This is a genomic window from Plantactinospora sp. BB1, assembly GCF_003030385.1.
In the GTDB taxonomy this organism is placed as follows: Bacteria; Actinomycetota; Actinomycetes; order Mycobacteriales; family Micromonosporaceae; genus Plantactinospora.
This window is the reverse complement of record NZ_CP028159.1, coordinates 490,431-516,184: the sequence shown is the minus strand read 5'-3', so window position 1 is coordinate 516,184 and position 25,754 is coordinate 490,431. Positions and strand designations below refer to the sequence as shown.

Here is a 25,754-nt window from a genome sequence, read left to right as displayed (position 1 = left end):
GAAGGTCGAACCTGCCCCGGGCCGCCGTGGGGGAGCGGACGACCCGGGGCGGCCGGTCGGGTGGCGAAACGTCAGTTCTCCTCGGGCAGCCAGCCGAGGAAATGCACGGCCAGCGTCACGGCATCGCCGCGCGGTTGGTCGGCCAGTGCGGTCAGCAGCTTGCGGGCGAGGTGCATCCGCAGTCCCTGCCGGTCGTCCTGGTACATGGCGAGCAGGACGAGTCGGGCCGGCTGGCAGGGCCATTTCGCCCCGCAGGCCCGGCAGAGGAAGAGCGGACGGGTGTGCACGTGTGGACGGCGGCGGCTGAGCAGCGGCCGGGTCATGCTGTTCCGCCCGGCCCGGGTCGATTCACCGCACCGCGCGGTGGGTCTGGGCCGGAGTCGGCGAACCGGCCCGGCCGGTCTCATGGATGCCGGCGGAGGTCCGGAGCGGAAACCGGCTGTTGACGGCACGGGCGCGCGGCAGCGGAGGCGGCGGGTCCGGCGGTCCGGCCGCCGCGCGAACGCCGGTCGGCGGCGGCGGATCCGGGGGTACGACGATCGCCCGGTCCGCCTTCGGCGGCGGCGGGTACGGCATCGGGACGAGTTCGACCGAGTCCGGGCAGCGCCAGCGCCAGCCGCATCGGCAGTACCGCCAGAGTCGCCGCCAGTCCCGGCGATGGCGCGGTTTTGTTCGACCTACCGGAATCATTGGTTTGTTCCCTCCTTGAATTGGAATCGGGTGACGGTGCGAGTGGGAGTTCTGCCCCTTCCACAGTGGGCTTTTCAGCCCTATCCTCGGAAGGCGTCGCGCCGGATTGTGGGTGGTCACGGCGCATTGTGAGCGGTGTGTGGCGCGCCGGTCAGACCTGTGAGGACGGTGTGAGGATGGATGATCGAATTCGCTATCTCCTCGACGAACTCCGCCTGACCCGAGACGCGCGCGGAATGACGCAGGAGGATCTCACCCGGCATATTCCGTGGGCGGCCTCCACCATCGCGATGATCGAGAGTGGGCGCCGTAAACCGCCGCCCGGTTTCTGGACCGCCGTCGACGGCGCCCTACAGACCGGTGGCGCACTCGGCCGCCTCGCCGCCCGCCTCGGCTCGCCACAGTGGTTCATCGAGTGGTCGGCCGCCGAGCAGGGCGCCGTGTCGCTGCGATGGTACGAGGCGTTGGTCGTGCCGGGACTGCTACAGACCGAGGCGTACGCCCGCGCGGTGCTCACCGACGCGGGGTTGACCAACCTGGAGGAGGTGGAGCGTCGGCTTGCCACCCGTCTCGCCCGACAGGCGGTGTTGACCCGGGACGATCCGGTGGATCTCACGGCCGTGCTCGACGAGAATCTGCTGCACCGCCCCATCGGCGGACCGACCGTGATGCGCGAACAGGTGGATGCGCTGGTCACCGCCTGCGCCCTGCCGCACGTGCGGCTGCACGTCGTCCCGATGTCGGTCGGCGCGTACCCTGGGTTGAACGGATCTTTCGTGATCGCCACCGCGCCAGACCGGGCCGAGACCGGTTATCTCGACAACCAGTTGGCCGGGCAGGTGGTCGACGGGGCGGACGACCTGGCGTTGCTACAGCGGGCGTGGGAGGCCGTTCGGAGCCAGGCGCTCCCGCAGCAGCAGTCCACCGAGTTGATACGGGAAGTGGCGGAGAAGTGGATCTGACCGGCGCTCAATGGACCAAGAGCACCCGGAGCAGTGGCAACGGGGGCGCCTGTGTGGAGGTCGCCCGAAATCTGCCCGGTGTGGTCGGGGTGCGCGACAGCAAGGACCCGGCGGGGCCGGTGCTGACGTTCGGCGGGACGGCCTGGCGCTCCTTCGTCCGGGACGTCCCGGCCCGCTGACGCCCGGTAGGCCAGGCGCCCTCGTACCCGGGTATTCCGCGCGGCGCGAGGGCGTCACCGTGTCCGGTCATCGGACACCGACCCTGGTTTCCGGGCGAGACTTCCCTGAGATTTCTCCGGGTCGCGGTGGGCACCTTCGGCAGATGTGCCGGGATGCCGGCGCGAACCAGTCTGTGGGCATGCGAATACCTTCTCGACGCTGGCTGCTCGGTGGGCTCGTGGCGCTGCTGGCGGTGTCGGTGCCGGCCGCCGCGCCGGCCGCGTTCGCCCGGACCGGGCCGCCGGCTGCCGGTCCGACCGGACCCGCCGGCTCCACACCGCTGCGGCTGAGCCTGCCCGAGCCGACCGGGCCGTATCCGGTCGGCACCAGCGAACTGCACCTGCTCGACGCCGCCCGCCCCGACCCGTGGGTGGAGGGGCGGCCGAGGGAACTGATGGTGAGCCTCTGGTACCCGACGCTCACCGCCCACGCCGGCCGTCCGGCGCCGTACCTGCCGCCGCTGGCCGCGCAGCGGTTCGCCGAACGTACCGACGCGCAGCTCGGGCTGGCCGCCGGTCAGGTCGACTGGGCCGGTATCGCCACCCACGCCCGCGCCGGGGTGCCCGTACGCCCCCGGCGCGGCGGCCACCCCGTCGTGCTCTTCTCACCCGGCGGGGGCGTAGCCAGGGCGCACGGCACCATGCTGGTGACCGAGCTGGCCAGCCGGGGGTACGTGGTGGTGACGGTGGACCACACCTACGAGACGCCGGAGGTCGAGTTTCCCGGTGGCCGGGTCGAGACGCAGCGGCTTCCCGACATCGACCCCACCGAACTCAACCACCGGATGCTCGACACCCGGATCCGGGATACCCGTTTCGTCCTCGACCAGCTCGTGCTGCTCGCCCGGGGTGGCAACCCGGACGCCGAGGGCCGGCGCCTGCCGCCCGGTCTCGGCGCCGGGCTCGACCTGTCCCGGGTCGGCATGTTCGGCCACTCTGCCGGGGGCTTCACGGCGGCCGAGACGATGCTGGTGGACCGCCGGCTGGACGCCGGGGTGGACATGGACGGCAGTCTCGCCTACAGCTTCTCGGCCGGGGACTTCGGCGACGTCGTGCACCAGGGGCTGGACCGGCCGTTCCTGCTGATGGGGGCGGGGCAGAGTTCCGGGGCGCCGCACACGCACCAGCACGCCCGGGACTGGGCGGGCTTCTGGGCGCACTCCACCGGCTGGAAGCTGGACCTCTACGTGGCCGACGGCGAGCACTTCACCTTCACCGACCACCAGGCGTTGCTGCCGCAGCTCGCGGAGGTGTTTCCGTTGCCGCCGGATCTGGTCGCCGGCTCGATCGGCACCGTCGACCCGGACCGGATCGTCGGATCGCTGCGGGCGTACCTCGGCGCCTTCTTCGACCAGCACCTTCGGGGATGGCCGCAGCCGCTGCTGCGGGACCCGTCGCCACGGCATCCCGACGTGACCTTCGTGCGGCCCTGACCTACGGCGCGGGTGTCCGTCCGGTCGGGCGGGCACCCGCGCTCTCGGGTGGGCCGGTCGGCAGGCCCGCCTGGTAGCCGACGGCGAAGGCTTCCAGCGCCGCGTCGGTGCCGGCCCGGTCGCCGGTGGCGAGCAGGTCGAGCAGCAGTCCCCGGATCACCGCCAGTCCGAGTCGGGCGTGCGTGCGGGCCAGCTCGGCCGGTACGCCCCGCCGGGCGGCGAGTTCGACGTTGAGGTCCAGCCAACTGTCCACCACCCCCTCCAGCAGCGCAGTCGTGCCCGGATAGCCCTGCACCGCCTGGCCGTACAGCTCGAAGAAGAGCCGCTCGTACGGCCAGAGCGCCGGGTCGGCGAGTCGTCGCCACATGCTCCGGATCGCGTCCGCCGGTGCGGTGGCCGGGTCGAACTCCAGACTGGCCAGTGCGGCCCGCTGCCGGCGCTCGATCTCCCGGACCACCTCGACGAGCAGTCCCTCCTTGGAGCCGAAGTGATAGATCAGCATCCGGTGGCTGGTGCCGAGGTCCGCCGCCAACCGGCGCAGGCTCAGCGCGCCGACGCCCTGGTCGGCGATCCGGTCCACGACGCGGGCGAGCAGCTCTTCGCGTACTCCGGCAGGCATGTACCATACGGTACACGTACCAGTTGGTACAGAAGTCGGGGGAGGGTGCGGACAGTGGCGCGACAAGAGATCGACGTACGGGTGCACACCACGGCCAGTCCGGCGGTGGTCTACGCGTTGCTGGTCGACGGTGCCGGTTGGCCCGGCTGGTCACCGCTGGACTCCTTCGAGCTGGAACGCCCCGGTGCGGACGAGCCGGAGGGCGTCGGCGCGATCCGGATCTTCCGGACCGGCCGGGTGACCAGCCGCGAGCGGGTGGTCGAACGGGTGCCGGACCGCCGGTTCAGCTACGAACTCCTCTCCGGGCTGCCGCTGCGCGACTACCGGGCCGACGTCGACCTCACCGCCGAGCGCGGCGGCACCTCGATCCGCTGGCACTCCACCTTCGCCGCCAGGCTGCCGGGCACCGGCTGGCTCTACCGGCGGGCGCTGGGCCGGTTCGTCGGCCAGGTCGCGGCCGGCCTCGCCGCGCACGCCGCCGCCGTGGCCGCCGGTGACCACCCAGCGGCCGGGAGTACGGGTCTGCGCGGTCCCGATGCCGGGGTCAATTAGTATGGCGCCGGCTATCCGGAGCGTAACCGTGTGATCCAGACTCACCGGCGGCGCTCCGTCGTTGGCGCAGCGGGCATTTCGTGGAGGATCACATGAGCACGGGGACCGAGACTTTCGAGTTCCAGGCCGAGGCGCGTCAGCTACTCCAGCTGATGGTCCATTCGATCTATTCGAACAAGGACATCTTCCTGCGGGAACTCATCTCCAACGCCTCGGACGCGCTGGACAAACTGCGGCTGGCGGCATTCGCCGACAAGGAACTGGCGGTCGACACCTCCGACCTGCACATCGTCATCGAGGTCGACCGGGAGGCGCGTACCCTCACCGTCCGGGACAACGGCATCGGGATGTCCCGGGACGAGGTCGTCATCCTCATCGGCACCATCGCGAAGTCCGGCACGGCGGAACTCCTGGAAAAGATCAAGGAGTCCAAGGACGCGGCCGGCTCGCAGGACCTGATCGGACAGTTCGGCGTCGGTTTCTACTCCAGCTTCATGGTCGCCGACAAGGTGACCCTGCTGACCCGGCGGGCCGGCGAGTCCACCGCGACCCGCTGGGAATCCGACGGCGGCGCCACCTACGTCGTCGAGACCGTCGACGAGGCGCCGCAGGGCACCTCGGTGACCCTGCACCTGCGGCCGGAGGACGCCGAGGACCAGCTCTTCGACTACACCGCCGAGTGGAAGATCCGGGAGATCGTCAAGCGCTACTCGGACTTCATCGCCTGGCCGATCCGGATGTCGGTCGAGCGGACGGACAACGACGGCAAGACGACCACCGAGACCGAGACGCTCAACTCGATGAAGGCGCTCTGGGCGCGGTCGAAGGACGACGTCAAGGAAGACGAGTACAAGGAGTTCTACCGGCACCTCAGCCACGACTGGACCGACCCGCTGGAGACCATCCACATGCGGGCCGAGGGGACCTTCGAGTACGAGTCGCTGCTCTTCATCCCGTCCCGCGCACCGTTCGACCTCTTCATGCGGGGCGCCAAGCGCGGCGTGCAGCTCTACGTCAAGCGGGTCTTCATCATGGACGACTGCCAGGAGCTGATGCCGGAGTACCTGCGCTTCGTCAAGGGTGTGGTGGACGCGCAGGACCTGTCGCTGAACATCTCCCGGGAGATCCTCCAGAAGGACCGGCACATCCAGTTGATGCGCCGCCGCCTGGTTAAGAAGGTGCTCTCCACGGTCAAGGAGATGCAGGCGAACGACGCCGAGCGCTACCGGACCTTCTGGTCGGAGTTCGGCCGGGCGGTCAAGGAGGGCCTGCTCGACGACTTCGACAACCAGAAGACGATCCTGGAGATCGCCTCGTTCGCCTCCACCCACGACCCGGAGCAGTTGACCACCCTCGCCCAGTACGTCGAGCGGATGAAGGAGGGGCAGACCGACATCTACTACTCGACCGGCGAGTCCCGCACCATGATCGAGAACTCGCCGCACATGGAGGCGTTCCGGGCCAAGGGCTACGAGGTACTGCTGCTGACCGACCCGATCGACGAGATGTGGGTCTCCTCGGTGCCGGAGTTCGACGGGAAGAAGTTCCAGTCGATCGCCAAGGGGCAGGTCGACCTCGACTCCGAGGAGGAGAAGGAGAACGCCGGTGCGGAGCGGGAGCAGCAGGAGAAGGACTTCGCCGACCTGCTCGGCTGGCTGACCACCCAGCTCGCCGAGAACGTCAAGGAGGTGCGGCTCTCGTCCCGGCTGACCACATCACCGGCCTGCATCGTCGGCGACGCCCAGGACATGACCCCGACCCTGGAGAAGATGTACCGGGCGATGGGGCAGGAGATGCCGGTGGTGAAGCGGATCCTGGAACTCAACCCGACGCACCCGCTGGTGACCGGGCTCCGCGAGGCGTACGGGCAGCGCAGGGACGACCCGACCGTGGCCGAGACCGCCGAACTGCTCTACGGGATGGCGCTGCTCGCCGAGGGCGGCGAACTCGGCGACCCGGCCCGGTTCACCCGACTGCTCGCCGAGCGGCTCGCCCGTACCCTCTGAGTACGCGCTTGGTGGCCCGGGTCGCTGGGTAAGACCCGGGCCATGACCAGCACGATGACCGCCGAGCCCGCCGCCGCCCCGACGCCCGGACCGGCTGTGACCCCGGCCCAGGTGGCCCGGGTCGCGGTCGTCGCACACCGGAAGAAGTCCCTCGGCGGTGGGCTCGACGAACTCCGCTCCCGGCTGCGTGGCGCCGGGATCGAGGACCTGCTCTGGTACGAGGTGCCGAAGAGCCGAAAGGCGCCGAAGAAGGTACGCAAGGCGCTCGACAAGGGCGCCGAGCTGATCTTCGTCTGGGGCGGGGACGGCATGGTGCAGCGCTGCTCCGACGCGCTCGCCGGCTCGGATGCGGCCCTGGCGATCCTGCCCGCCGGTACGGCGAACCTGCTCGCCAGCAACCTCGGCATCCCGGAGGATCTGGCCGAGGCGGTCCGGATCGGGCTGACCGGGCCGCGCCGACGGCTCGACCTGGGACGGCTCGGCGGCGAGCACTTCGCGGTGATGGCCGGCGCGGGTTTCGACGGGGAGATGATCCGGGACGCGGACCGCGACCTGAAGGATCGACTGGGCCGGCTCGCGTACGTCTGGACCGGGCTGCGGCACGTCCGCAGCGAGACGACCCGGATGCGGATCAGGGTGGACGGCGCGGACTGGTTCGAGGGGGAGGCGAGCTGCGTACTCTTCGGCAACGTCGGCACCATCACCGGCGGCATCCCGGCCTTCGACGACGCCCGTCCCGACGACGGCTGCCTGGAGGTCGGCGTGGCGACCGCCAGCGGGGTACTGGACTGGGTCCGCACCCTGGGGCAGATGGCGGTCGGCCGCTCCGACTCCTCGCCGTTCGTCCGGATCACCCGGGGCCGGAAGATCAACGTCCGGTTCGCCGAGCCGATGACCTACGAGCTGGACGGCGGCGCCCGCGACCGGGTAACCCGACTGAAGGCCCGGGTCGCCCCCGGCGCACTGACGGTCTGCGTACCGGAGGAGGGGTCCTGAACCCCGACCGGCTGCGCGCGGGTCAGTGGGCGGAGCCGGCGAGCCGATCGTCGTCGGCCTGCCGGCTGCGCAGCCGGGCGGGCAGGTCGAGGATCGAGTCGAGCCGGCGGGCCTCCGGCACCGGGCTGCGGCGCTCCGGGTCGATCAGGTACGCCCGGATGCCGGCCCGCTCGGGCCCGACGAAATCGGGCCGGTAGCTGTCGCCGACGAAGACCGCCGAACCGGCGTCGATGCCGAGGGTCTCCAGCGCGGTGGCGTAGATCCGGGGGTGCGGCTTGCACCAGCCCAACTCCACCGAGGCGACGACGGCGTCGAAATACTGCGCCAGCCCCATCGCCGCGAGATGGTCGGGGACCAGTCCCGGCTGGTGCGTGTTGGTGACGACCGCGAGCCGGTGGTCGCGGTGCAGGTCGCGTACCAGTTCGGGGACGCCGGGGAGGTAGCGCACGCCGGTGTTCCACTCGCGGACGTACTCCCGGACGAACGCGTCGGCGTCCTCCGGTGCCGGCGACCGGCCGAGGAGGTCGGTCAGGAAGACCGTGCCGACCTCGATCATGGAGAACTCGGAGTCGTTCTCCTCGCTGCGCCGGTCGAACTCGGCGAAGGCGCCCGACCAGGCGGTCAGGAACTCGGCGTAGTCCAGGTCGACGCCGAGCCGCCGGAGCAGTGCGTGCGAGCCCGGATAGCCCTGCTCGGTGCGACTGGCCGAATAGGCGACCAGGGTGCCGAAGAAGTCGAAGAGGACATGGCTGGGGCCGGCGGCAGGCATCGGGGAATTATTCCATCCGGCCCCGATGTCGACCCTCGGCGACGCCGGGAAAATCCGTCGATCCGGTGCTGACCTGGTGCGTATAGTCTGGCTGCCCGGTGCGGCCGGGCGGCCCGGGCAGCCGGGTCGAGACGCTGCGGAGACACGCTGCGGAGACCCTCTGCGGGGAGACGCTGCGGGGAGACGCTGGGGAGGTCGTCGCGTCCAGGGAAGCCGAGCGCAGGCTCATCGCCTCGAACAAGAAGGCCCGGCACGAATATGCCGTCCTGAAGACGTACGAGGCGGGGATCGTGCTGCGTGGCACCGAGGTCAAGTCGCTGCGGGCCGGGCAGGCGTCGCTGGTCGACGCGTTCGCCCAGGAGCGCGACGGTGAACTCTGGCTCTACGGGCTGCACATCGCGGAGTACGCCTACGGCACCTGGACGAACCACCAGCCGAAGCGGATGCGGAAGCTGCTGCTGCGGCGAGTGGAGATCAACAAGATCCTGGACCGGATCCGCGATCCCGGGCTGACCCTGGTGCCGCTGGCACTCTATTTCTCGAACGGCTGGGCCAAGGTCGAACTCGGCGTCGCCCGAGGCAAGCGGTCCTACGACAAGCGCCAGGCGCTGGCCGAACGGGACGCCAACCGGGAGATCGCCCGGGAGCTGGGGCGACACCTCAAGGGCATCTCCCAGCGGCAGCGGACGACCCGTCGCTCCTGACCCGCCGGCTCGGCCGACCGGCGTCGCCGTGGGTCGGTCCGGCGTCAGCCCGGCGGGCCGTTTCGCCCGGGGCCAGGCCGCTTCGCCCCGGGGTCAGCTGGGCTTCGCCCGGGGTCAGCTCGGTTTCGGTCGGGATTAGCTCGGTTCCGGTTGGGGTCGGCTCGGCTTCGCCCGGGTCAGCTCGGTTTCGGTCGCGGTCAGCTCGGTTTCGGTCGCGGTCAGCTCGGTTTCGGTCGGGGTCAGCCGTTGACCCGGGCGAGGAAGGCGGCGAGGCTGGCCGTGGTGCGTTCGATCTTCTCCGCCAGCGTGATCGTCTCGTCGAGGCGCCGCCCGGCGTCCTTCTTCCCGCGCAGATAGAGCGAGCAGGCCAGGTCGGTGCAGAGGTAGGCGCCGACCGAGTTGCCCTGCCGGCCCTCCCGACCGGCCTTGCGCGCGGTCATCAGCGAGACGCCGTTCCCGGTGTGGGTGGTCAGGCAGAGCGAGCACATGCTGCGCCGGACCCGCCCGGTCTGCGGCGCCACCCGCAGCGCGACGCCGACGAGCCCGCCGCCGGACTCGGCGACCAGGTAGGCCCGCTCGTCGGCGGCGGGGTCCCGCCAGCCGAAGAACTCGAGGTCGGCCCAGGCGCGCTCGTCTAGGTCCCTCGGCACCGTGAGACGCTTCGCCTCGCCCTTGGTGCAGTTGACGAAGGAGGCGCGGATGGCGGACTCGGTCAGGGGTACCATAGGGACTAGCCTAATATCTCTAGGCAAATATACGATGATCCTAGGCGTGAGGTGTGGCACATGACGCGTGCGGGGCTCACCGCCGAGCGGCTGACTCTGGCGGCGGCGGAGCTGGCCGACGAGGTCGGCTTCGAGAACGTGACCATCTCGGCGCTCGCCCGCCACTTCGGCGTCAAGGACGCCAGCCTCTACTCCCATGTCCGCAACGCCCGCGACCTGCGGGTCAGGGTGGCGGCACTGGCCCTGACGGAACTCGCCGACCGGGCCGCCGCCGCACTCGCCGGTCGCGCCGGCCGGGACGCGCTGGCGGCCTTCGCCGACGCGTACCGGAACTACGCGAAACAACACCCCGGCAGATACTCGGCGGCGCAGCTCGAACTCGACCCGCAGACGGACACGGTCGCCGCCGACGCGGCCCGCCGGCACGCCGAGCTGACCCGGGCGATCCTGCGCGGCTACCGGCTGGCCGAGCCGGACCAGACCGATGCGGTACGCATGCTGAACAGCACCTTCCACGGTTACGTGAGCCTTGAGCGGGCCGGCGGATTCCGGCACCACCCCCGCCCGGTCGACGACTCCTGGGCCAGGACGGTGGATGCCGTCGACGCCGTGCTGCGAAACTGGCCGGCGCCGGTGAGCGCCGCAGACCAGAAACCGCCCGGGTAACCCTCGCGTCCCGGGGTGGGCGATGGCGGCCCCTATATTTGTCCGCAGCCGAAACCCCCGCCGCTCCCGATGCCCGGCAGCAGCGGCGTGCGGGGGAGACCGCGACAGAAGCCGGAGGTGGCCGTTGCTCAGCCTGGTGACGGTGGGAATCCGCACCGCCCTGCTCGTCGCCGGCTCGTCCGCTGCAGCCGCCGTGAGCGAACCTACGGCGGTGGCCGACCCCGCGACCGAACCGGAGGCGGTGGCCGACCCCGCGACCGAACCGGAGGCGGTGGCCGACCCCGCGACCGAACCGGAGGCGGTGGCCGACCCCGCGACCGAACCGGAGGCGGTGGCCGACCCCGCGACCGAACCCGAGGCGGCCGCCGAGCCGGCGACCGAACCCGAGGCGATCGCCGAACCCGTGACCGTGGCCGAACCTGCGGCGGTGGCCGAGCCCGCGACCGTGGCCGAACCCGCGGCGGTGCCCGCGCCCCGGGGCGCTCCCGACCGGGCGGGGCCGGGCGAACCGGGTGAGGTCGTCGCGGCAGAGCCGACCGGTCGCGCCGACGGCGGCCGGGTCGGGCAGCGCTGGGCGACGAGCTGGGCGTCGATGCCGCAGCTCGCCGAGCCGGAGAACATGCCGCCGCCACCCTTCACCGAGCCCGGCCGGGTGCTGGCCGACAGCACGCTCCGGCAGACCGTCCGGGTGTCGGTGGCCGGGTCGCGGATCCGGCTGCGCCTCTCCAACGCCTTCGGCGGGGCGCCGCTGCCGGTCACCGCCGCCACGGTCGCGCTGCCGGAGGGCGGCCGGGCCGGGGTCAGCGCGATCCAGCCCGGCAGCGCACGGCCGGTGACCTTCAGCGGTCGGGCGTCGGTGACCGTACCGGTGGGTGCGCAACTCGTCTCCGACCCGGTCGACATTGCCGTACCGGCCCGCGCCAACCTGACCGTGACGCTCTATCTCGGGCCGGGACAGGCATCGGATCGGATCACCGGGCACCCCGGCTCCCGGACCACCTCCCACCTGCTGCGCGGCAACCACGTCGCGGCGTCGACGCTGCCCGGTGCCACCCCGGTCGACCACTGGTACCTGCTCAGCGCGCTGGAGGTGCCGGCCGGGCCCGGCACCCGGGTCGCGGTGCTGCTCGGCGACTCGTTGACCGACGGGCGGGGTTCCACCACCAACGGCAACGACCGCTGGCCGGACCAACTCGTGGACCGGCTGCACGGCCACGACCGAACCCGGGACGTCGCGGTGCTGAACCAGGCGGCCGGCGGCAACCGGGTACTCGCCGACGGGCTCGGTCCTAACGCGCTGGCCCGGCTGGACCGGGACGTACTGGCGCAGAGCGGCGTCGCCTGGCTCGTGGTGTTCGAGGGGGTCAACGACATCGGCACCGCCGAGGCCACCGAGGCCACCCAGCGGGCGGTCGCCGACGACCTGCTCACCGCGTACGACCAGATCGTCACCCGGGCGCACGCGCGGGAGATCCTCGTGTACGGCGCCACGCTGACCCCGTTCGGCGGCAACCCGGACTACGACGACCCGGCCGGGCTCCGGGAGGCGACTCGACAGGCGGTCAACCGGTGGATCCGGGGCAGCGGCCGGTTCGACGCCGTGATCGACTTCGATCGGGCCGTACGGGATCCGGCGGACCCCCGGCGACTGTTGCCGGCCGCCGACACCGGCGACCACCTGCATCTCAACCCGACCGGTTACCGGCTGCTCGCCGACGCCGTCCCGGCCCGGCTGTTCCACTGAACGGTGCGCCGTGACCCGGATCAGTCGATCCGCAGGCTGACCGGGGCCGGCCCGAGATCAGTCGACTCGCGCCCTGACCGGCCGGCCCGGATCAGTCGACTCGCGCCCTCACCGGGGCCGGTTCCGGGATGAGCGCCGCCAGCCAGGCGGCCGGCGCCGTCGTGTGCTCGGGGGCGATCAGCGCCGGACCGCCGAGAGCCCGCTGCCAGTCGGGCGCGGTCGCGCCGCGCAGTGCCCGCTGCCAGGAGACCGCCCGGCCGACCTTCGCGACCCGCAGCGCCAACCGGACCGAGTGGCGCAGGTCGGCACGGTCCCGCAGATCGGTCCAGGGTTCCAGGTAGGCGTCCCGGAGCCGGGACAGCTCCGGACCCGCCGGGTCCACGCCGAGCTGGTCGGCGGCGACGTTCAGCGCCACGAGCAGGCTGCCGAACGGGTGCGCCAGGCAGGCGTCGCCCCAGTCGAAGAAGCGCATTCCGGCGGCGCCGACGAAGACGTTGCCGTCGTGCAGGTCGTCGTGCTGGATCGACGCCGGCAGCCCGTCGGCGTCAAGGTCGGCGCACCAACTGTCGTACTCGGGCAGGAGCGCGACCAGCGCGGCCCGGTGTGGCTCCGCGAGCCGGACCGTCGGATCGGCCAGCAGCCCGGCCAGCGCGGCCGGCATCCGGGCCGGGCGGAGGTCCGGCACGCCGAGCCCGACCAGCCGGTCGGCGTGCGGGGCCACCGCGCGCTGAAGACCGGCGTACGTCCGCAGCAGCTCCGCCCAGCGGGCCGGGTCGGGCCGCCCGGTCAGCTCCCGCAGGATCGTCCCGCCGTCCGGCCCGAGAAACCAGCCCCGGCCCCGGTCCACCGCCAGCGGCGCCACGACCAGTTCCGGCACCAACTCCGCCAGCGCCTCGACCACCCCCGCCTCGAAGGCGTTGGTCGGCACGTTCGCCTTGAACCACATCCGACCGGCGCTGGTCTCCACCCGCCGCACGATCGACCAGGCGCGCACCCGGACGGACTGGACCGGGGCGGTGGCGGCGATGCCCCGCTCGGTTAGCCGATCCGTGATCCAGGCGTCGCTCTCGGCCCGCCAGCCGGCGTCGAGCCGGTCCTCCGCGGAGGTCTCTGCCGTCACGCCGTCACGCTAGTGCCCGGCGGCCGGAGCAGACATCCGCTTTTTCGACGCCCCGGGCTGGTGGCGGCTGGCTGCTGCCCTCCGGCCGGAAATACCGTATTCAACTCAGCATGCCGCAGACCAGGACATCCGCCGGTCCGGTACGGCCACCGGCTGCGGCGGGGCCTCGCCCGGCGGGCCCGGACGGCTCCGACGAGTAGCGGAGCAACGGTTCGGGTATGGATCGCGGCATGAGTGAAGAGACGAGTGACCGGGTCGAGAACCGGGCCGCCCACCTGCTCCCGGAGGAACGCTCCGTGGGCAGCGACGACCCGGAGGCGCAGGCGGCGGCGGTGCTGGCCGACTCGGACCGGCGCGAGGCGGGGGCGGCGGTGCTGGCCGAGTCCGATCCGAGGACGACGGAGTCGGAACGCCGCGTCGCCGAGGCGGCGGCCGCCCCGGACTCGTTCCTGGAACGGCGTACCTCGGAGGACACGGTGACCCCGGACGGGAGCGTGGCACCGGAGCAGACCGCCGCGTCCGGGCAGGCGGCGACCCCGGAGCCGCCGGACTGACGGCCTGGGACCGACACCCGACGCCTGTGACTGAGTCCGACGTCTGGGATTGACGGTCCGGCACTGACGGCCGGTCGGGGTGCCGGGGATCAGGTCAGCGGGAACTCGTCGAAGAGCAGCACCGGGGCGTCCGGGTCGCGGGTGTCGAACCGATAGGACCGGACCACCCCGGCCGTCGAGTCCAGGACCGAGAAGACCGTGATGTCGTCGCTCGCCACGTAGGGCAGCGGGGCACCGGTCGGCCCGGTCAGCGGCGCGACCGTCGGGACGACCGGCGCCAGCCCGCCCGGATCACCCTGCCGGACGTGGTCCGGCCCTGCCGGCAGGTTCCGGGCGGCACCGGACGACACGTCGTACGCGCCGTAGCTGTTGCCGACGTTCGAGGTCTCCAGCCAGTTGACCCCGGCCGGATTCCGGAACCGGTTCCACAGGTGCGCGTGACCGTTGTGCACCAGGTGCACTCCGGTGGCGCAGAAGAGCGGTTCGAGGTCGCGCAGGATGTGGTCCTCGGCCAGCGGGTACGCGTACCGGACCGCGCTGACCGCCCCGGTGGTCGGGTCGCGCTCGACCGTCGGCACCGGATCGGTGAACGGCGGTGTCGAGTTGTCGCCGAGCCCGTGACCGGGATGGTGGAACATCACCACCCGGTACCGCGCCGCGCGGGCCTCGGCCGAGGTCAGCTCCTGCGCCAGCCAGCGGTACTGCGCGGAGTCCCGGTGCACCGGCTCGAAGATGAACTGGCCGTGCCCCCACCGTTCCGGGTGGGCCAGGTCGGCCACGTCCTCCTGGAACTTGCCCCGCCCGACCGGCACGTGCGGGCGCCAGATCGACGTGACGAAGAGCGTCACCAGGTGCACGTCGCCGATCGTCCGGGACCACCAGCGGGGGCCGCCCGCCGCACTGCGCGGGTACGGGAAGAGTTCCTCGTACGTCGTGACGTCCCAGGACCGCCGGCACAGTTCCGCCTCGTCCAACTCGTCCAACTCGTCCAACTCGTCCAACTCGTCCAGCTCATCCGACTCGTTCGAGCCGTCGGCCCGGCATCGCTCGCGGGCCACGTCCCTCGGCTGCGGGTCGTTGAACTGGCTGTCCAGGCTGGCCGTCTCCGACCACCGGCCCATCACCTCGTGGTTGCCGATCGCCGGGAAGATCGGGGTGTGCTGCAACAGCGGGGCACCCCGGTAGGTCCGGCCGGCGATCGGTGTCTCCGCCCGCCCCGTCATGCCGGCGAAGAAGGCGGGACCGGTGGCCGCGTCGAACCAGTCGCTGGCCCGGTCGCCGACGTTGACCATGTCGCCGGCCATCAGCACCCCGTCCAGCCGTACGCCGACGGTCTCGGCCACCTTCTCCAGGTTGGCCGCCGTCATCGCCTTGAGCTGGTGGTCGCTGCTCAGCAGCAGCCGTACCCCCGCCCCGGCCGGCGCCGCCGGAGCCAGCGAGTAGACCGCCGTGACGGCGATCCGGTCCGGACCGTACGGCGCGACCACCCGGTACGGCGTGCGGCCGGGCGCCAGCCCGGTGACCCGGGCCAGGTGCCGGTACACCGGTCGGCGGGTCGGCGTCGGATAGCTCCGCCCCGGCACCCGGGACCCGGCGTCCTCCCGGGTACGGGAGAGCGGGTGGGTCTGTGCCACGAACCGCCGCCACCCGGGGCCGGACGGCTGGTCGCCGGAGGCGGCGTCCCAAGCCTGCCGGGGCGACATCCCGGCCACCGCCGGGCCGACCAACACGAACCCGCCGGTGCCGGGCTCCTCGGTGTGCCAGGCGACCCAGACACCGTCCCGGTCCGGATCCAGCAGGTACGGCTCGCAGAGCAGCGGCGCGGAGTACTCCGTCATCGCATCTGATCTTCCGTCATCGCGGACAGTCAACCATCCGGTGCCGGGCCGGTGCGGATCCGGTCCGGCCCCCGCCGTCCCGATCTGTCTGGCTGCGGGTGCATGGCCCGGCGGCGGGGGTCAGCCGAGCGGGTCCCAGTGGCTCGCATAGCGGAGCAGGGACTGGGCGAGGTCGGGGTGGCTGCCCGCCCACAGGTCGTCGAAGAAGAACCACTGCTGGTAGCCGAAGACCTCGTCGGTGTACATCGCCAGCTGGGCCAGGTGCGCCGAGACGAGCAGCAGCGACCGGTCCGGGTGCGCGTCGGCGGGCATCGGCGGCAGCGCCGCCCGGCGCGCGGCGACCGGATCGGTGTCGTCGGCGCCGTCGGGCAGCTCGGGCCAGGGCTCCCAGATCGGTCCGTGGAAGCCCGGCCACTCCACGGCCCGGCGCAGCGCCGGCTCGATCGACTCGTCCGCCGGGTCGAGCAGCAGCGCCAGCACCTTCAACTCCGGCGGCCAGTCCGGGTCGGGCCGCCCCGGCGCGACGAGCCCGGCCCGCAGCCGCGCGGCGAGCCCCGGCAGGCGTACCCCGGGGAACACCTGTGCCGGGGTGGTGGCGATCGACGCGCCGTCGTAGAAGGTCAGCAGCACCGCGTAGGTGGCGCCGGCACCTCCGGCGGGCGGCATCGCCGGCTGGGTGGGAACCGCTGGTACGAAGGCGGTGTCGGGGCTCTCCGGCGCGGTGACCTCGGCGGGCAGCGGCCACGACTGGAACAGGTAGGCCAGCCGGTCCGGCGCGGCGGCCGGCACCTCGTCGTCGAGGAGGAAGTACGCCAACTCGACCTCGTCGTCGTCGGTGTACGCCCGCACGGAGTGCTCGGTGACCCGCAGGTGGGTCTCCGGCTCACCCTCGAGGTAGAGGTGCTCGCACAGCAGGTCGTGGAGTTCCCGCCAGTCGCGCGGCGGGTCGAGCTGCCGCCGCACCGCCTCCTCGAAGATCGAATCCAGCCCGTAGACGTCGACGCCGAGCTGCTCCTCGACCCACTCCTCCGGGTCCTCGACGGTCCAACCCAGACGGAACCAGTCCAGCACCCCCACCCCCGGCAGGTGGCGGACGTGCTTGCTCAGCGGCCCCTCGTAGTGGGAGCGGTAGACGAAATACACGCTCGGGATGATGCAGCACGGCACCGACATTCCCGTACGGTCAGATGGCGGTGGCCCGGGCCACCTTCCACTCGCCGCCGACCCGGTGCAGTTCGAGGACGACCCGGTTCTGGTCGACCTTCTCGCCGTCGGTGTTGGCGTTGCGCCGGTACTGGTTCAGATAGACCAGCAGCTCCACCTCGGCCGACTCCGCCCGGATCACCCCGCTGGCGGAGACCTCCGCGAGCACCACCGCCTGCTCGGCGACGGCCGTCGACTTCAGCGCCGAGGTCGTCTCGGCGTACTCGTCGGCGAAGGCGCCGGTCACGAAGGCCCGCCCGTTCGCCACGCTGGCGTCGAAGCTGCGGTAGTCGTAGGAGAAGATCGCCTTGGCGGCCGGACCGGCGGTGGCGAGCGCCTGGCGTACCGCCGAGTCGCGTTCCTCGGCCCGATGGTGGGCGTACCAGGCGGTGCCGGCGGCTGCGGCGGCGAGCACGGTGGCGACCGCGAGGGCGAGGTGCAGACGGCTGCCGGCGTAACGGCGGCGCCGCGCCGGGGCAGCCTCGCCGCCCCGTTCCGCGCCGTCGGCCGCCGGCTCCTCGCCGGTACGGCGTCCGGGGCGCAGCCGTCGGGCCAGCGTGGCGATGGACGATCGCATCGGAGAACTCCTCTCAGCCGACGAACTGGAGCCGGGAGACCAGCCAGGTGTCGGAGTCGCCATCCCTGGTCAGGTCGACCTGGATCCGGTAGTGCGCGGGCCGCCCGTCCGGGGCGTTCACGTTCTTGACGGTCGCGTCCATCGCCACCAGTACCACCGCGTGGCGCCGGTCGCCGGAGAGCAGGCCGGCGCGCAGCACCGTACCCCTGGACTCGACCTTGTTTTCGAGCACCGCTTCCCGGACCTTGGCCTGGCCCCGGACGAACTCCTCCTTGAACTCCCCGGTGGCGCCGGCGGTGATCCGCTGGAGGTCAATGTCCACACTGGAGGCGCTGACCGAGACGAAGTTGACCGTGGTCTGCCGTGCGGCGGCCAGGGCCTGCCCGTGGGCCCGCTCGACCGCCCTCTCCTCCCACCAGCGATAGCCGAAGACCCCGGCCAGGGCGAGTGCCGCACAGAGCGCGGCGACGAGCGCGACCGTGGTGCCGAGCCGCCGCCCGGAGCCCTTCCGCCCGCCGTTCACCGCGTCCTCGGTCGAGCCCGGGTCGCCCGTCGAATCCGCCCTACCGGTGCCGGCCGCCGTTTCGGTCGAACCCGGCTCGTCCGTCGCGCTGCTCCGCTCGGTCTCCGGCTTCTCCGCCGGCTCCTGGTCGAGCCGTTCGAGGATCTCCTCCACCGGGTCCTTGGCGGTGGCCGGGACCCGCCGGGTCACCGTACGCCGGGTCGCCGCCCGTCCGCCCCGGGCCGGTTGCCGCGTCCCGTCGCCCGACCGCCGTGTCCCGCCGGCCGGAGCCCGTCCGGTCGACTGCCGGGGTACGTCCGGGGTGCTCGGATCGGCCGCTGCCGTGCCCTTCACCAGTTTCAACCTGCGTTCCTCACCGCTGCGCATCGGTCGGCTCCTCGGGATCGGTCACGGCGCGAGGCCGGCGAGTAGGAGTTGCTTCCAGGACTGGTCGCCGGCGAGCTGGTACTGCCCACCGGTCGAGCCGAAGGAGAGCGGTCCGCCGGCCGGACCCAGCGCGACTCCGGTCGCTGGGTCGTAGCCGGCGACCGTGGCCGGGGAGACCGGCGGGGCGTCCTCGGCCGGTTCGACCGGTTCGGGCAGCGCCGGGCCGCCGGGCCGGGGCGGCGCCGGGTCCGTGCCGCCGGGGCGGGGCGCCGCCGCGCTGCCCCGGACGCTGGAACCTCGGGCCGCCTCCGCCGACGTGCAGCGGGTGGACCCGTGGTAGACGCAGGCGGGCGGATCGGCGATGTTCACCACGAGTCCGAAGTGCACGGTGCCGTCGCCGGGGGTGACGGTGAACGCGCCGTCGACCACCAGCGGATAGACCACCAGCAGTTGCTCGATGCCGGGCAGCCGCCGGGCGGCCACCCCGTTCACCGCGACCAGGTTGCCCAGCAGGGTGCCGATCGACGGGTCCAGGTCGCGGAGCAGGCCGACGAGTTCGGTCGCGGCCGGCGGCCCGTCGGCGAGGATCCGCCGCAGGTCCGGATCGGCCGCCCGGACCGTCTCGGCGAGCCGGGCCAGCCCGTCCGCCCAGCGCCGCAGCGCTTCGGCGGACTCCTGCTGGGTACGCAGCACCGTGCGCCCGTCCCGAATCAGCGTCACCGTCTCCGGCAACCGCAGGGTCGCCTCGGCCAGCAGTGCGCCGCTCGCGTCGAGGATCCGGCGCAGTGCCGCCTCGTTCCCCTCGAAGGCGACGCCCAACTCGTCGATCACCACCGCCAGGTCGTCCGGGTCGATGGAACGGACCAGCGAGTCCAGGTTGGCCAGCAGGGTCTCCGGGGCCAGCGGGGTGCCGGTACGGTCCCGGGGGATCACCGCGCCCTCCGGGAGGTATGGCCCGCCGTCGCGTTCGGGGCGCAGGTCGACGTACTGCTCACCGACGGCGGAACGCTGCGAGACCACCGCGCGCAGCGCGTCGGGTACCCGTACTCCCTCGTCGAGCCGGAGGGTGACCCGGACCGCCCCGTCGTGCAGGTCGACCGCCTCGACCCGGCCGACCGGGACACCCCGATAGCTGACCGACGCGTTCGGGAAGATGCCCCCGGCGTCGGCGAAGTCGGCGTGCAGCAGATAGCCGTGCCCGAGCAGCCGGTCGCCGAGCCCGACGTAACGGACGGCGACGTAGCTGATCCCGAGCACGCTGACCAGCAGGAACGCCAGTACCTGGAGCCGGGCGGTACGTCCGATCATCGCAGCAACCCCCCGCCGAGTACGTCGAGCAGCCCGCCGGTCCGCCCGTTCGTCGCCCCGTCCGGCGGGGGCAGCAGGCAGCCGGGGGAGAGGATGGCGCCCAACGGCAGTTTGGTGCCGGGCGGGAAGACGGTGCCCGGCGGCACCACCCCGCCGGGTGGCAGCAGCCCGCCCGGCGGCAGCAGCGACCCGGGCCGGAGCAGTTCACAGCCGGGCGGCAACTCGCACTCGGGCAGCAGCGGGGGCAGCCAGTCGATCGGCAGCAGTCCGCCGACCGGCAGGCAGATCGGTGGCAGTACCCCGGGGAGCAGCGGTCCCACCCCGCCACCCGGCCGCTCGTCGTCGTCACCGCCGCCGGGGCGCTGCCCGCCGCCGGTCGCACCGGGCCGGTTGCCCTTGGCGCCGCCGCCGGGCCGGGTCGCGTTCTTCGGCGGCGGTTTCGCCACCGGCTTGGCCGAGAAGAGGTTGGCCAGGATCGCCGCGGCGTCCAGGTCGGCGGTGACCGCCAGGTTGACGTAGTCGCCGACGATCGCCCCGGTGACGTTCGGCGGGAATGGGTACGACAGCATGAAGTCGAGCGACTTCGGCAGCGCGTCGCCGGCCCGGACGAGCTGTTCGAGCGTCGGTTGCAGGGCCCGTACGCTCGCCACGAGATCCTCCCGGCTCTCGGTGACCACCCGGGAGCCCACCCGGCCCAGTTCGCCGAGGGCGGTGACCGCCGCGCTGAGCTGCTCCCGCTGCTCGGCGAGTACGGTGAGGCCGGGATCGAGGGCGGAGAGCGCGTCCCCGATCACGGCGCGTTGCCGGGCCAGCCGATCCGTCAGCCGGTCCAGCGCGTCCACCGCGCGGACCAGGTCCGCCTTCTGCCGGTCGAGCCCGGTCACGAAGGTGTCCAACTGGCGCAGTGCGTCTCGGGCGGCCGGCTCCCGGCCCTGCAACGCGGCGGCGAGTTCCTGGTTGATCGTCTTGAGCTGGGCCAGCCCGCCGCCGTTGAGCAGCAGCCCGAGCGCGGCGAGCACCTCCTCGACCTCGGCCGACCGTTTGGTCCGGACCAGCGGGATCACGGCGTCGTCGCCGAGTTGCCCGGCGGCCGGTTCGGTGACCGGGGCGGCCAGGGCGACGTACTTCTCGCCGAGCAGGCTGGTCTGCCGGACGGCGGCGGTGGCGTTGCCGGGCAGCCGCACGGTGCGGTCGATCCGGAGCCGGACCAGGGCGGTCCAGCCGCGCAGCGAGATCTCCTGCACGCTGCCCACGGTGACGTCGTTGACCTTGACGGCGGCCTGCGGCACCAGGTCGAGCACGTCGGCGAACTCGGCCGTGATCTGGTACGCCGGCCCGTTCGGCGCGCCGCCGGGCAGCGGCAGGTCGGCCAGCTCCGGGACGATGCAGCCGGTCACCCCGACCGTCGCCGCCAGCAGCGTCGCGACCGCCCGGCCCGCCGACCGTCCACCCCGGAACCCAGCCGCCGCACGAGCACCACGGAACCCGGTCGCCGGACGAGCGAAGCGGAGCCCGGCCGTCGGACGAGCGCCACGGAAGAACCCGCTCGCCGCACGAGTGCCGGGGGAGTCGGGCCGGTTCATCGGAGACCTCGCAGGATGCCGCCCAGCGTGCGGTCGAGCGACACCTCCGGCCCGGGCGCACCCGGTGCCGGTGTGGGCTCGCCGGCATCGGCGGCCGGCGGTCGCGGTGTCGCGGGTGCGGGCTTGGCGGACGGCGGCAGGTTGAGCAGCTTGCGCAGCTCCTCCGGCAGCGGCAGCCGCTTGAGCTGGAGGGTCTCGGCCAGCTCGAAGCAGCGCTTCGGCACCTTCGGCACCGGCAGCGCGTCGGCCAGGGTGGCGCAGACGTACGCGGCCGGGTCGTACGGCCCGAGCAGGTTGTCCCGGGTGTCCAGGGTGCCGGAGCGGGCGTTGTAGGCCAGGTTCAGGTTGGAGAGGGTCAGCGGTGCCACGTCCAGGATCTTGATCAGCGCCTTCTGCTGCCGGACCAGCACGTTCGTCACGTCCGCCAGCGCCTCCACATTGGATTTGAGCAGCGCCCGGTTCTCCCGGACGAACCGGGTCACCTCGCCGAGCGCGGTCGCCAGGTTGCGCAGCGCGGCGGCCAGGTCGTCCCGTTCGGCGGCGAGCTGGCCGGCCACGTCGGCGAGCCGGGAGTTGAACGCGCGCACCTGCTGGTCGCTGCGGGCCAGCGCGGTGGTGAACCGTTGCAGGTTCGCCACCGTGCCGAAGAGGTCCTGCCGCCCCTCGGCGAGGGTGTCCAGGGCCTGGGAGAGCCCGTCCAGGGTGTCGTGCAGGTTGTCACCGTTGCCGGCCAGGTTGGCCCGGGCGGTGCCGAGCAGGTCGTCCAGCGCGCCGTCGGCGTTGGCGCCGTCCGGGCCGAGCGCCCGGTTGAACTCGTCGAGCGACCGGTAGATGTCGTCGATCTCCATCGGCGCCATCGTCCGGTCCACCGGCAGCACGGCGCCGTCGGGCAGTCGGGCGCCGCCGGAGTAGGCCGGGGTGAGCTGGACGTACCGGTCGCTGACCAGGCTCGGCGGCACGATCACCGCCGACGCGTCGGCCGGGATGTCGTGCCCGGCGTCGTAGCGCAGCTCCATCCGGACGGTACGCCCGACCGGCTCGATCGAGACGACCTCGCCGACCCGCACCCCGAGCACCCGTACGTCGGAGCCGGGGTGGATGCCGACCGCCCGGGTGAAGTGCGCGACCAGGGTCTGCTGCGGGGTGCCCCGGTGCAGCAGCACGAACGTGGCGGCGGCGGCCACCACCACGATCACCCCGGCGGCGAGCAGTGCCCGGCGCCGGTTCGGCGGGGCGAGGAGCCGGCGCATCAGCGACCTCCCGTCGGCACGTACGGCTGGAGCAGCCCGCGCAGGTACGAGTCGAACCACCGCCCGTTGCCGAGCACGTTGGTGAAGGCGTCCAGGAACGGCCCCATCGTCTGCAACGTCCGCTCCAGGTCGTCGCGGTTGCGTTGCAGCGTCGCCACCACCCCGCGCAACTGCCGCAGCGTCGGCTCCAGCGTGGTCCGGTTGTCGGCGACCAGCCCGGAGAGCTGGCTCGCCAGGTCCCGGGTGCCGACCAGCAGCTCGTGGATGGCGTCGCGTCGCCGGTGCACCTCGTCGAGCAGCAGCGTCCCGTCCGCGACCAGCCGACGGAACTCCTCGTCCCGGTTCGCCAGCACGTCGGTGACGCCCCGGGCCCGCTCCAGCAGCTCGCGCAGCTCGGCGTCCCGGCTGGCGACCGTGCGGGAGAGCCGGGAGAGCCCGTCCAGCGAGGAGCGGACGCTGCCGGGCGTGTCGGCGAAGGTCTCGGCGAGGGTGGTGAACGCGGTCGCCAACTGGGCGGTGTCGATCTCTTCGAGCGTGCCGGCCAGCCCGGTGACCGCCTGCATCACGTCGAACGGCGACGCGGTGCGGTGCAGCGGGATCTCCGCCTCCTCGGCCAGCCGACCCGGCCCGGCCGGGGCGAGTGCCAGATATTTCTGGCCGAGCACCGTCTTGATCCGGATGGTGGCACCGGTCTCGGTGCCGAGCCGCAGCTCGCCGTCGTCGATCCGGAACCGCACCCGGACGTACGGGCCGGTGCCGTTTCGGGCCAGGTCCACCTCGGTGACCTCGCCGACGCGTACCCCGGCGACCCGGACCTCGTTCCCCTCGGCCAGCCCGCTGGCGTCCCGGAACGCCGCCGCGTACGCCCGGTCGCCGAGCGCCGCGATGTCGTCCAGCCGGAACGCGGTCAGCAGCAGGCCGGTCAGCACCACCAACCCGATCACGCCGACGGCGACGGGATTGCGTTCCCGGAACGGTTTCACCGGGCACCTCCTGATCCGGCGCAGCGGGCGGCCTGGGAGCTGAACGTCGCCGGGTTGACGGCCTGCCCGCCGAGGGCCAGCCGGCCGTCGAAGTCGCAGACGAAGAGGTTGAGCCAGGAGCCGTCCGAGGCGACCCGGGTCAGCGCCTCGTACCGGTCGGGCAGCCGGCCGAGGGTGCCGTCGATGACCGCCGCGTTCCGGTTGAGGGTGCCGGCGAGTTCGCCGAGTTCGGTCACGTCGGCGGCGAGCGCCGGCCGGGCGTCGACGAGCAGCGCGGCGGTGCTGCCGGTGAGTTTGCCGAGGTTGACCAGGGCGGCGCCGATCGCCTCGCGGTCGCCGGCCAGCCCGGAGACGAACTGCTGCAACGCACGGATCGTCTGGTCGAGTTCGGCGTCCCGGGAGTCCAGGGTGGCCAGTACCGAGTTGAGGTTCGTCACCACCCGGCCGATCACCGCGTCCCGGTCGGCGAGGGTGTTGGTCAGCGAGGCGGTGTGCGCCAGCAGGCTGGAGACGGTACCGCCCTCGCCCTGGAGCACCTGGATGATCTCGTACGCCAGCTTGTTCACGTCCTGCGGGCTCAGCGCGGTGAAGAGTGGCCGGAACCCGTTGAAGAGGGTGGTCAGGTCGAGGGCCGGGGTGGTCTGGCCGATCGGGATCAGCCCGTCCGGGCGCAGCGGCGGTCCGCTGCCGGGGCCCTCGGCGAGCGCGACGTAACGCTGGCCGATCAGGTTGCGGTACCGGATCTTCGCCCGCACGGTGCTGCGGAGCGGCACCTCCTCGGTCAGCCGCAGGGTGACCTCGGCGACGGTGTCCTGCACCACCCGGATCTCGTCGACCTGGCCGACCCGGACCCCGGCGATCCGCACGTCGTCGCCGGGCAGCAGGCCGGTGACGTCGGTGAACCGGGCCCGATAGCTGGTGCCGCCGAACGAGAACGACCCGAGCGCGTGCCCGAGCACCCCGGTGAGCAGCAGCGTCACGGCGGCGAACGCGACCAGCTTGACCAGCGGCCCGACGGGTACCCGGCTCATTTGACGTTCACCACCGCTCCGCGCAGCAGCGGGCCCCAGAGCAGCACCGCGATGTCGGGCACCTGCACCGGCAGGGTGTCGGTGGCGGCCCCGATGATCGGCTTGAGCAGGTTCTGTTCCTCCTCCGTGCCGGCCGTGCCCATCGCCGGTGGGCTACCGGCGGTCGGGGCGGCACCGGTGCCGGTGGCGGTGCCGGCCGGGGGCTTGCCGACCGGGAGTTTCACCGGGCCGGGGCGGGAGCCGCCGTGGTCGTAGCCGTCCTCGATCCGCACCTCGGGGGCGGGTGGGGTCGGGTTCGGCAGTTCCCGGCACTGTGGGCCGGTCGAGGCGGCGTACACCGGGGCGTCCCGGCCGGGCTGGTAGGCGCCGTTGTCCCGGGTCACCTCCAGCGTCACGTGCATCCGGCCGTTCCGGAACACCTCCTCGGCGCGCGGCTGCGCCCGCACCAGCCCCTGCATCAGGCACGGATATTCCGGCGAGTACGCGGCCAGCAGTTCCAGTACCGGTCGGCCCAGCTCGCCGAGCCGGACCACCTGGTCACCGTGCCGGTCCAGGAAGAGCCGGCCCACGTCGGCGGCGTCGGTCGACTCGGCGAGGAAGGCCGCGAGCTGGGTCCGCTGGTCGGCGACGGTCCGCGCGGTCGGGGTGACGTCGCGGAGGATGGCCAACAGGTCCGGCAGGGCCGCGTCGTAGGAGTCCAGCACCGCCGCGAGCCGCCGGACGTCCTCGGTGAGCGTCGGCAGCTCGCGGTTGAGTTCGCGCAGGTAGTCGTCGAGGGTCTCCAGGGTCTGCCCGAGCTGCTCGCCGCGACCGTCCAGCGCGGTGGCCAGCGCGGCCAGGGTGCTGGCGAGCTTGTCCGGGCGGATCGACTGGAGCAGCGGCAGCGCCTCGTCGAGGACCCGTTCCAGCTCGACGCCGTTGCGGCTGCGGTCCTGGCTGATCACGGCACCGTCGCGCAGCGGGGCGGCGGTGGAGCCGGCCGGGGCGAGCAGCGCCACGTACCGCTCGCCGAAGAGGGTCTTCGGGAGCAGTCGGGCGGTGACGTCGGACGGCACCTGCCCGATCCGGTCCGGGTCGAGCGCGAGCCGCAGCCGGGCCCGCGCCCCGTCGCTGTCAACCTCGCGTACCTCGCCGATCGGCACGCCGCGCAGCTTCACCTCGGCACCGGGGCTGAGCTGCACCCCGGTCTGGGCGGTGTAGAGGGTCACCCGGGCGACCGGGGTGAAGACCTTGCGGTACTGCAACACGGCGAGCGTCAGCGCGGCGACGAGCACCACGACGAAGACGATGCCGAGGAAGCGCCGGCCCAGTGCCGACCCTCGCGCGTTCACCCG

General features: G+C 72.7%; 26 protein-coding genes. 10 read left to right on the top strand and 16 right to left on the bottom strand.

What is annotated here, in order from left to right; genetic code table 11:
- Nucleotides 1-71 precede the first annotated feature (71 nt).
- Together C6W10_RS02130 and C6W10_RS02125 are read right to left on the bottom strand one after the other, a co-directional pair.
- The gene (locus C6W10_RS02130) at nt 72-323 is read right to left on the bottom strand and encodes a flavin reductase (RefSeq protein WP_107256101.1); all 252 of its coding nucleotides are present in this window, start codon (nt 321-323) and stop codon (nt 72-74) included.
- A gap of 25 nt (nt 324-348) precedes the next feature.
- Entirely contained in the window at nt 349-690 is a 342-nt protein-coding gene (locus C6W10_RS02125; protein WP_159104422.1) for a hypothetical protein, read from the bottom strand.
- A gap of 176 nt (nt 691-866) precedes the next feature.
- Between C6W10_RS02125 and C6W10_RS02120 the strand changes: the two genes are divergently transcribed.
- The 3 genes from C6W10_RS02120 to C6W10_RS02110 all read left to right on the top strand — a co-directional run bounded on the left by C6W10_RS02120 (nt 867) and on the right by C6W10_RS02110 (nt 3,303).
- Nucleotides 867-1,652 carry a helix-turn-helix transcriptional regulator gene (locus tag C6W10_RS02120; RefSeq protein WP_107263587.1) on the top strand — a complete coding sequence of 262 codons (786 nt, stop codon included), beginning with the start codon at nt 867-869 and terminating at the stop codon, nt 1,650-1,652.
- Nucleotides 1,643-1,831: a DUF397 domain-containing protein gene (locus C6W10_RS02115; RefSeq protein WP_107256099.1), complete on the top strand. Its 189-nt coding sequence runs from the start codon at nt 1,643-1,645 to the stop codon at nt 1,829-1,831. Before C6W10_RS02120 ends, C6W10_RS02115 begins: the two co-directional genes overlap by 10 nt.
- A gap of 179 nt (nt 1,832-2,010) precedes the next feature.
- A complete protein-coding gene (locus tag C6W10_RS02110; RefSeq protein ID WP_107256098.1) occupies nt 2,011-3,303 on the top strand; it encodes a lipase in 1,293 nt (430 codons plus the stop codon).
- Nucleotide 3,304: 1 nt separating this feature from the next.
- On the opposite strand, the gene C6W10_RS02105 is transcribed toward C6W10_RS02110, so the two are convergent.
- Nucleotides 3,305-3,922 carry a TetR/AcrR family transcriptional regulator gene (locus C6W10_RS02105; RefSeq protein WP_107256097.1) on the bottom strand — a complete coding sequence of 206 codons (618 nt, stop codon included), beginning with the start codon at nt 3,920-3,922 and terminating at the stop codon, nt 3,305-3,307.
- 54 nt (nt 3,923-3,976) lie between these two features.
- On the opposite strand from C6W10_RS02105, the gene C6W10_RS02100 reads away from it, so the two are divergent.
- The 3 genes from C6W10_RS02100 to C6W10_RS02090 all read left to right on the top strand — a co-directional run bounded on the left by C6W10_RS02100 (nt 3,977) and on the right by C6W10_RS02090 (nt 7,476).
- Complete coding sequence (locus C6W10_RS02100) at nt 3,977-4,474, top strand: SRPBCC family protein (protein ID WP_107256096.1); 498 nt, start codon at nt 3,977-3,979, stop codon at nt 4,472-4,474.
- A 92-nt stretch (nt 4,475-4,566) separates the two neighbouring features.
- Nucleotides 4,567-6,480: a molecular chaperone HtpG gene (htpG, locus tag C6W10_RS02095; protein ID WP_107256095.1), complete on the top strand. Its 1,914-nt coding sequence runs from the start codon at nt 4,567-4,569 to the stop codon at nt 6,478-6,480.
- Between the two features lie 42 nt (nt 6,481-6,522).
- Nucleotides 6,523-7,476, top strand: coding sequence for a diacylglycerol kinase family protein (locus C6W10_RS02090; protein WP_234361576.1), 954 nt, complete (start codon nt 6,523-6,525; stop codon nt 7,474-7,476).
- A 22-nt stretch (nt 7,477-7,498) separates the two neighbouring features.
- On the opposite strand, the gene C6W10_RS02085 is transcribed toward C6W10_RS02090, so the two are convergent.
- Nucleotides 7,499-8,245, bottom strand: a complete 747-nt coding sequence (locus C6W10_RS02085; RefSeq protein WP_107256094.1) for an HAD family hydrolase — start codon at nt 8,243-8,245, stop codon at nt 7,499-7,501.
- A gap of 173 nt (nt 8,246-8,418) precedes the next feature.
- Here C6W10_RS02085 and smpB point away from each other — a divergent pair, with 173 nt between their 5' ends.
- A complete protein-coding gene (gene smpB, locus C6W10_RS02080; RefSeq protein ID WP_107263585.1) occupies nt 8,419-8,949 on the top strand; it encodes an SsrA-binding protein SmpB in 531 nt (176 codons plus the stop codon).
- Between the two features lie 239 nt (nt 8,950-9,188).
- On the opposite strand, the gene C6W10_RS02075 is transcribed toward smpB, so the two are convergent.
- Complete coding sequence (locus C6W10_RS02075) at nt 9,189-9,674, bottom strand: FBP domain-containing protein (RefSeq protein ID WP_107256093.1); 486 nt, start codon at nt 9,672-9,674, stop codon at nt 9,189-9,191.
- 60 nt (nt 9,675-9,734) lie between these two features.
- Between C6W10_RS02075 and C6W10_RS02070 the strand changes: the two genes are divergently transcribed.
- Nucleotides 9,735-10,340 (top strand): TetR/AcrR family transcriptional regulator, encoded by a 606-nt coding sequence (locus tag C6W10_RS02070; protein ID WP_107256092.1) that lies wholly within the window; start codon nt 9,735-9,737, stop codon nt 10,338-10,340.
- 193 nt (nt 10,341-10,533) lie between these two features.
- Complete coding sequence (locus C6W10_RS02065; protein ID WP_234361575.1) at nt 10,534-12,084, top strand: SGNH/GDSL hydrolase family protein; 1,551 nt, start codon at nt 10,534-10,536, stop codon at nt 12,082-12,084.
- 91 nt (nt 12,085-12,175) lie between these two features.
- Here C6W10_RS02065 and C6W10_RS02060 read toward each other — a convergent pair whose 3' ends face one another.
- Nucleotides 12,176-13,204: a phosphotransferase family protein gene (locus tag C6W10_RS02060; protein WP_107256091.1), complete on the bottom strand. Its 1,029-nt coding sequence runs from the start codon at nt 13,202-13,204 to the stop codon at nt 12,176-12,178.
- Nucleotides 13,205-13,434: 230 nt separating this feature from the next.
- Between C6W10_RS02060 and C6W10_RS02055 the strand changes: the two genes are divergently transcribed.
- Nucleotides 13,435-13,758, top strand: a complete 324-nt coding sequence (locus tag C6W10_RS02055) for a hypothetical protein (RefSeq protein WP_234359344.1) — start codon at nt 13,435-13,437, stop codon at nt 13,756-13,758.
- 89 nt (nt 13,759-13,847) lie between these two features.
- On the opposite strand, the gene C6W10_RS02050 is transcribed toward C6W10_RS02055, so the two are convergent.
- The 10 genes from C6W10_RS02050 to C6W10_RS02005 all read right to left on the bottom strand — a co-directional run bounded on the left by C6W10_RS02050 (nt 13,848) and on the right by C6W10_RS02005 (nt 25,751).
- Complete coding sequence (locus C6W10_RS02050) at nt 13,848-15,596, bottom strand: metallophosphoesterase (RefSeq protein ID WP_107256090.1); 1,749 nt, start codon at nt 15,594-15,596, stop codon at nt 13,848-13,850.
- A 120-nt stretch (nt 15,597-15,716) separates the two neighbouring features.
- Nucleotides 15,717-16,739, bottom strand: a complete 1,023-nt coding sequence (locus C6W10_RS02045) for a hypothetical protein (RefSeq protein WP_159104420.1) — start codon at nt 16,737-16,739, stop codon at nt 15,717-15,719.
- A 40-nt stretch (nt 16,740-16,779) separates the two neighbouring features.
- Entirely contained in the window at nt 16,780-17,376 is a 597-nt protein-coding gene (locus C6W10_RS02040) for a hypothetical protein (protein ID WP_107256088.1), read from the bottom strand.
- Nucleotides 17,377-17,389: 13 nt separating this feature from the next.
- Nucleotides 17,390-18,265, bottom strand: coding sequence for a hypothetical protein (locus C6W10_RS02035; RefSeq protein ID WP_107256087.1), 876 nt, complete (start codon nt 18,263-18,265; stop codon nt 17,390-17,392).
- Nucleotides 18,266-18,286: 21 nt separating this feature from the next.
- The gene (locus C6W10_RS39425) at nt 18,287-19,573 is read right to left on the bottom strand and encodes an MCE family protein (protein ID WP_107256086.1); all 1,287 of its coding nucleotides are present in this window, start codon (nt 19,571-19,573) and stop codon (nt 18,287-18,289) included.
- A complete protein-coding gene (locus C6W10_RS02025; protein WP_107256085.1) occupies nt 19,570-21,156 on the bottom strand; it encodes an MCE family protein in 1,587 nt (528 codons plus the stop codon). The genes C6W10_RS39425 and C6W10_RS02025 overlap by 4 nt, the downstream gene beginning before the upstream one ends.
- The gene (locus C6W10_RS02020; RefSeq protein WP_107256084.1) at nt 21,153-22,406 is read right to left on the bottom strand and encodes an MCE family protein; all 1,254 of its coding nucleotides are present in this window, start codon (nt 22,404-22,406) and stop codon (nt 21,153-21,155) included. Before C6W10_RS02020 ends, C6W10_RS02025 begins: the two co-directional genes overlap by 4 nt.
- Nucleotides 22,406-23,389, bottom strand: a complete 984-nt coding sequence (locus tag C6W10_RS02015; protein WP_107256083.1) for an MCE family protein — start codon at nt 23,387-23,389, stop codon at nt 22,406-22,408. The genes C6W10_RS02020 and C6W10_RS02015 overlap by 1 nt, the downstream gene beginning before the upstream one ends.
- The gene (locus tag C6W10_RS02010) at nt 23,386-24,420 is read right to left on the bottom strand and encodes an MCE family protein (RefSeq protein ID WP_107256082.1); all 1,035 of its coding nucleotides are present in this window, start codon (nt 24,418-24,420) and stop codon (nt 23,386-23,388) included. The genes C6W10_RS02015 and C6W10_RS02010 overlap by 4 nt, the downstream gene beginning before the upstream one ends.
- Entirely contained in the window at nt 24,417-25,751 is a 1,335-nt protein-coding gene (locus C6W10_RS02005) for an MCE family protein (RefSeq protein ID WP_199853836.1), read from the bottom strand. The genes C6W10_RS02010 and C6W10_RS02005 overlap by 4 nt, the downstream gene beginning before the upstream one ends.
- Nucleotides 25,752-25,754 lie beyond the last annotated feature (3 nt).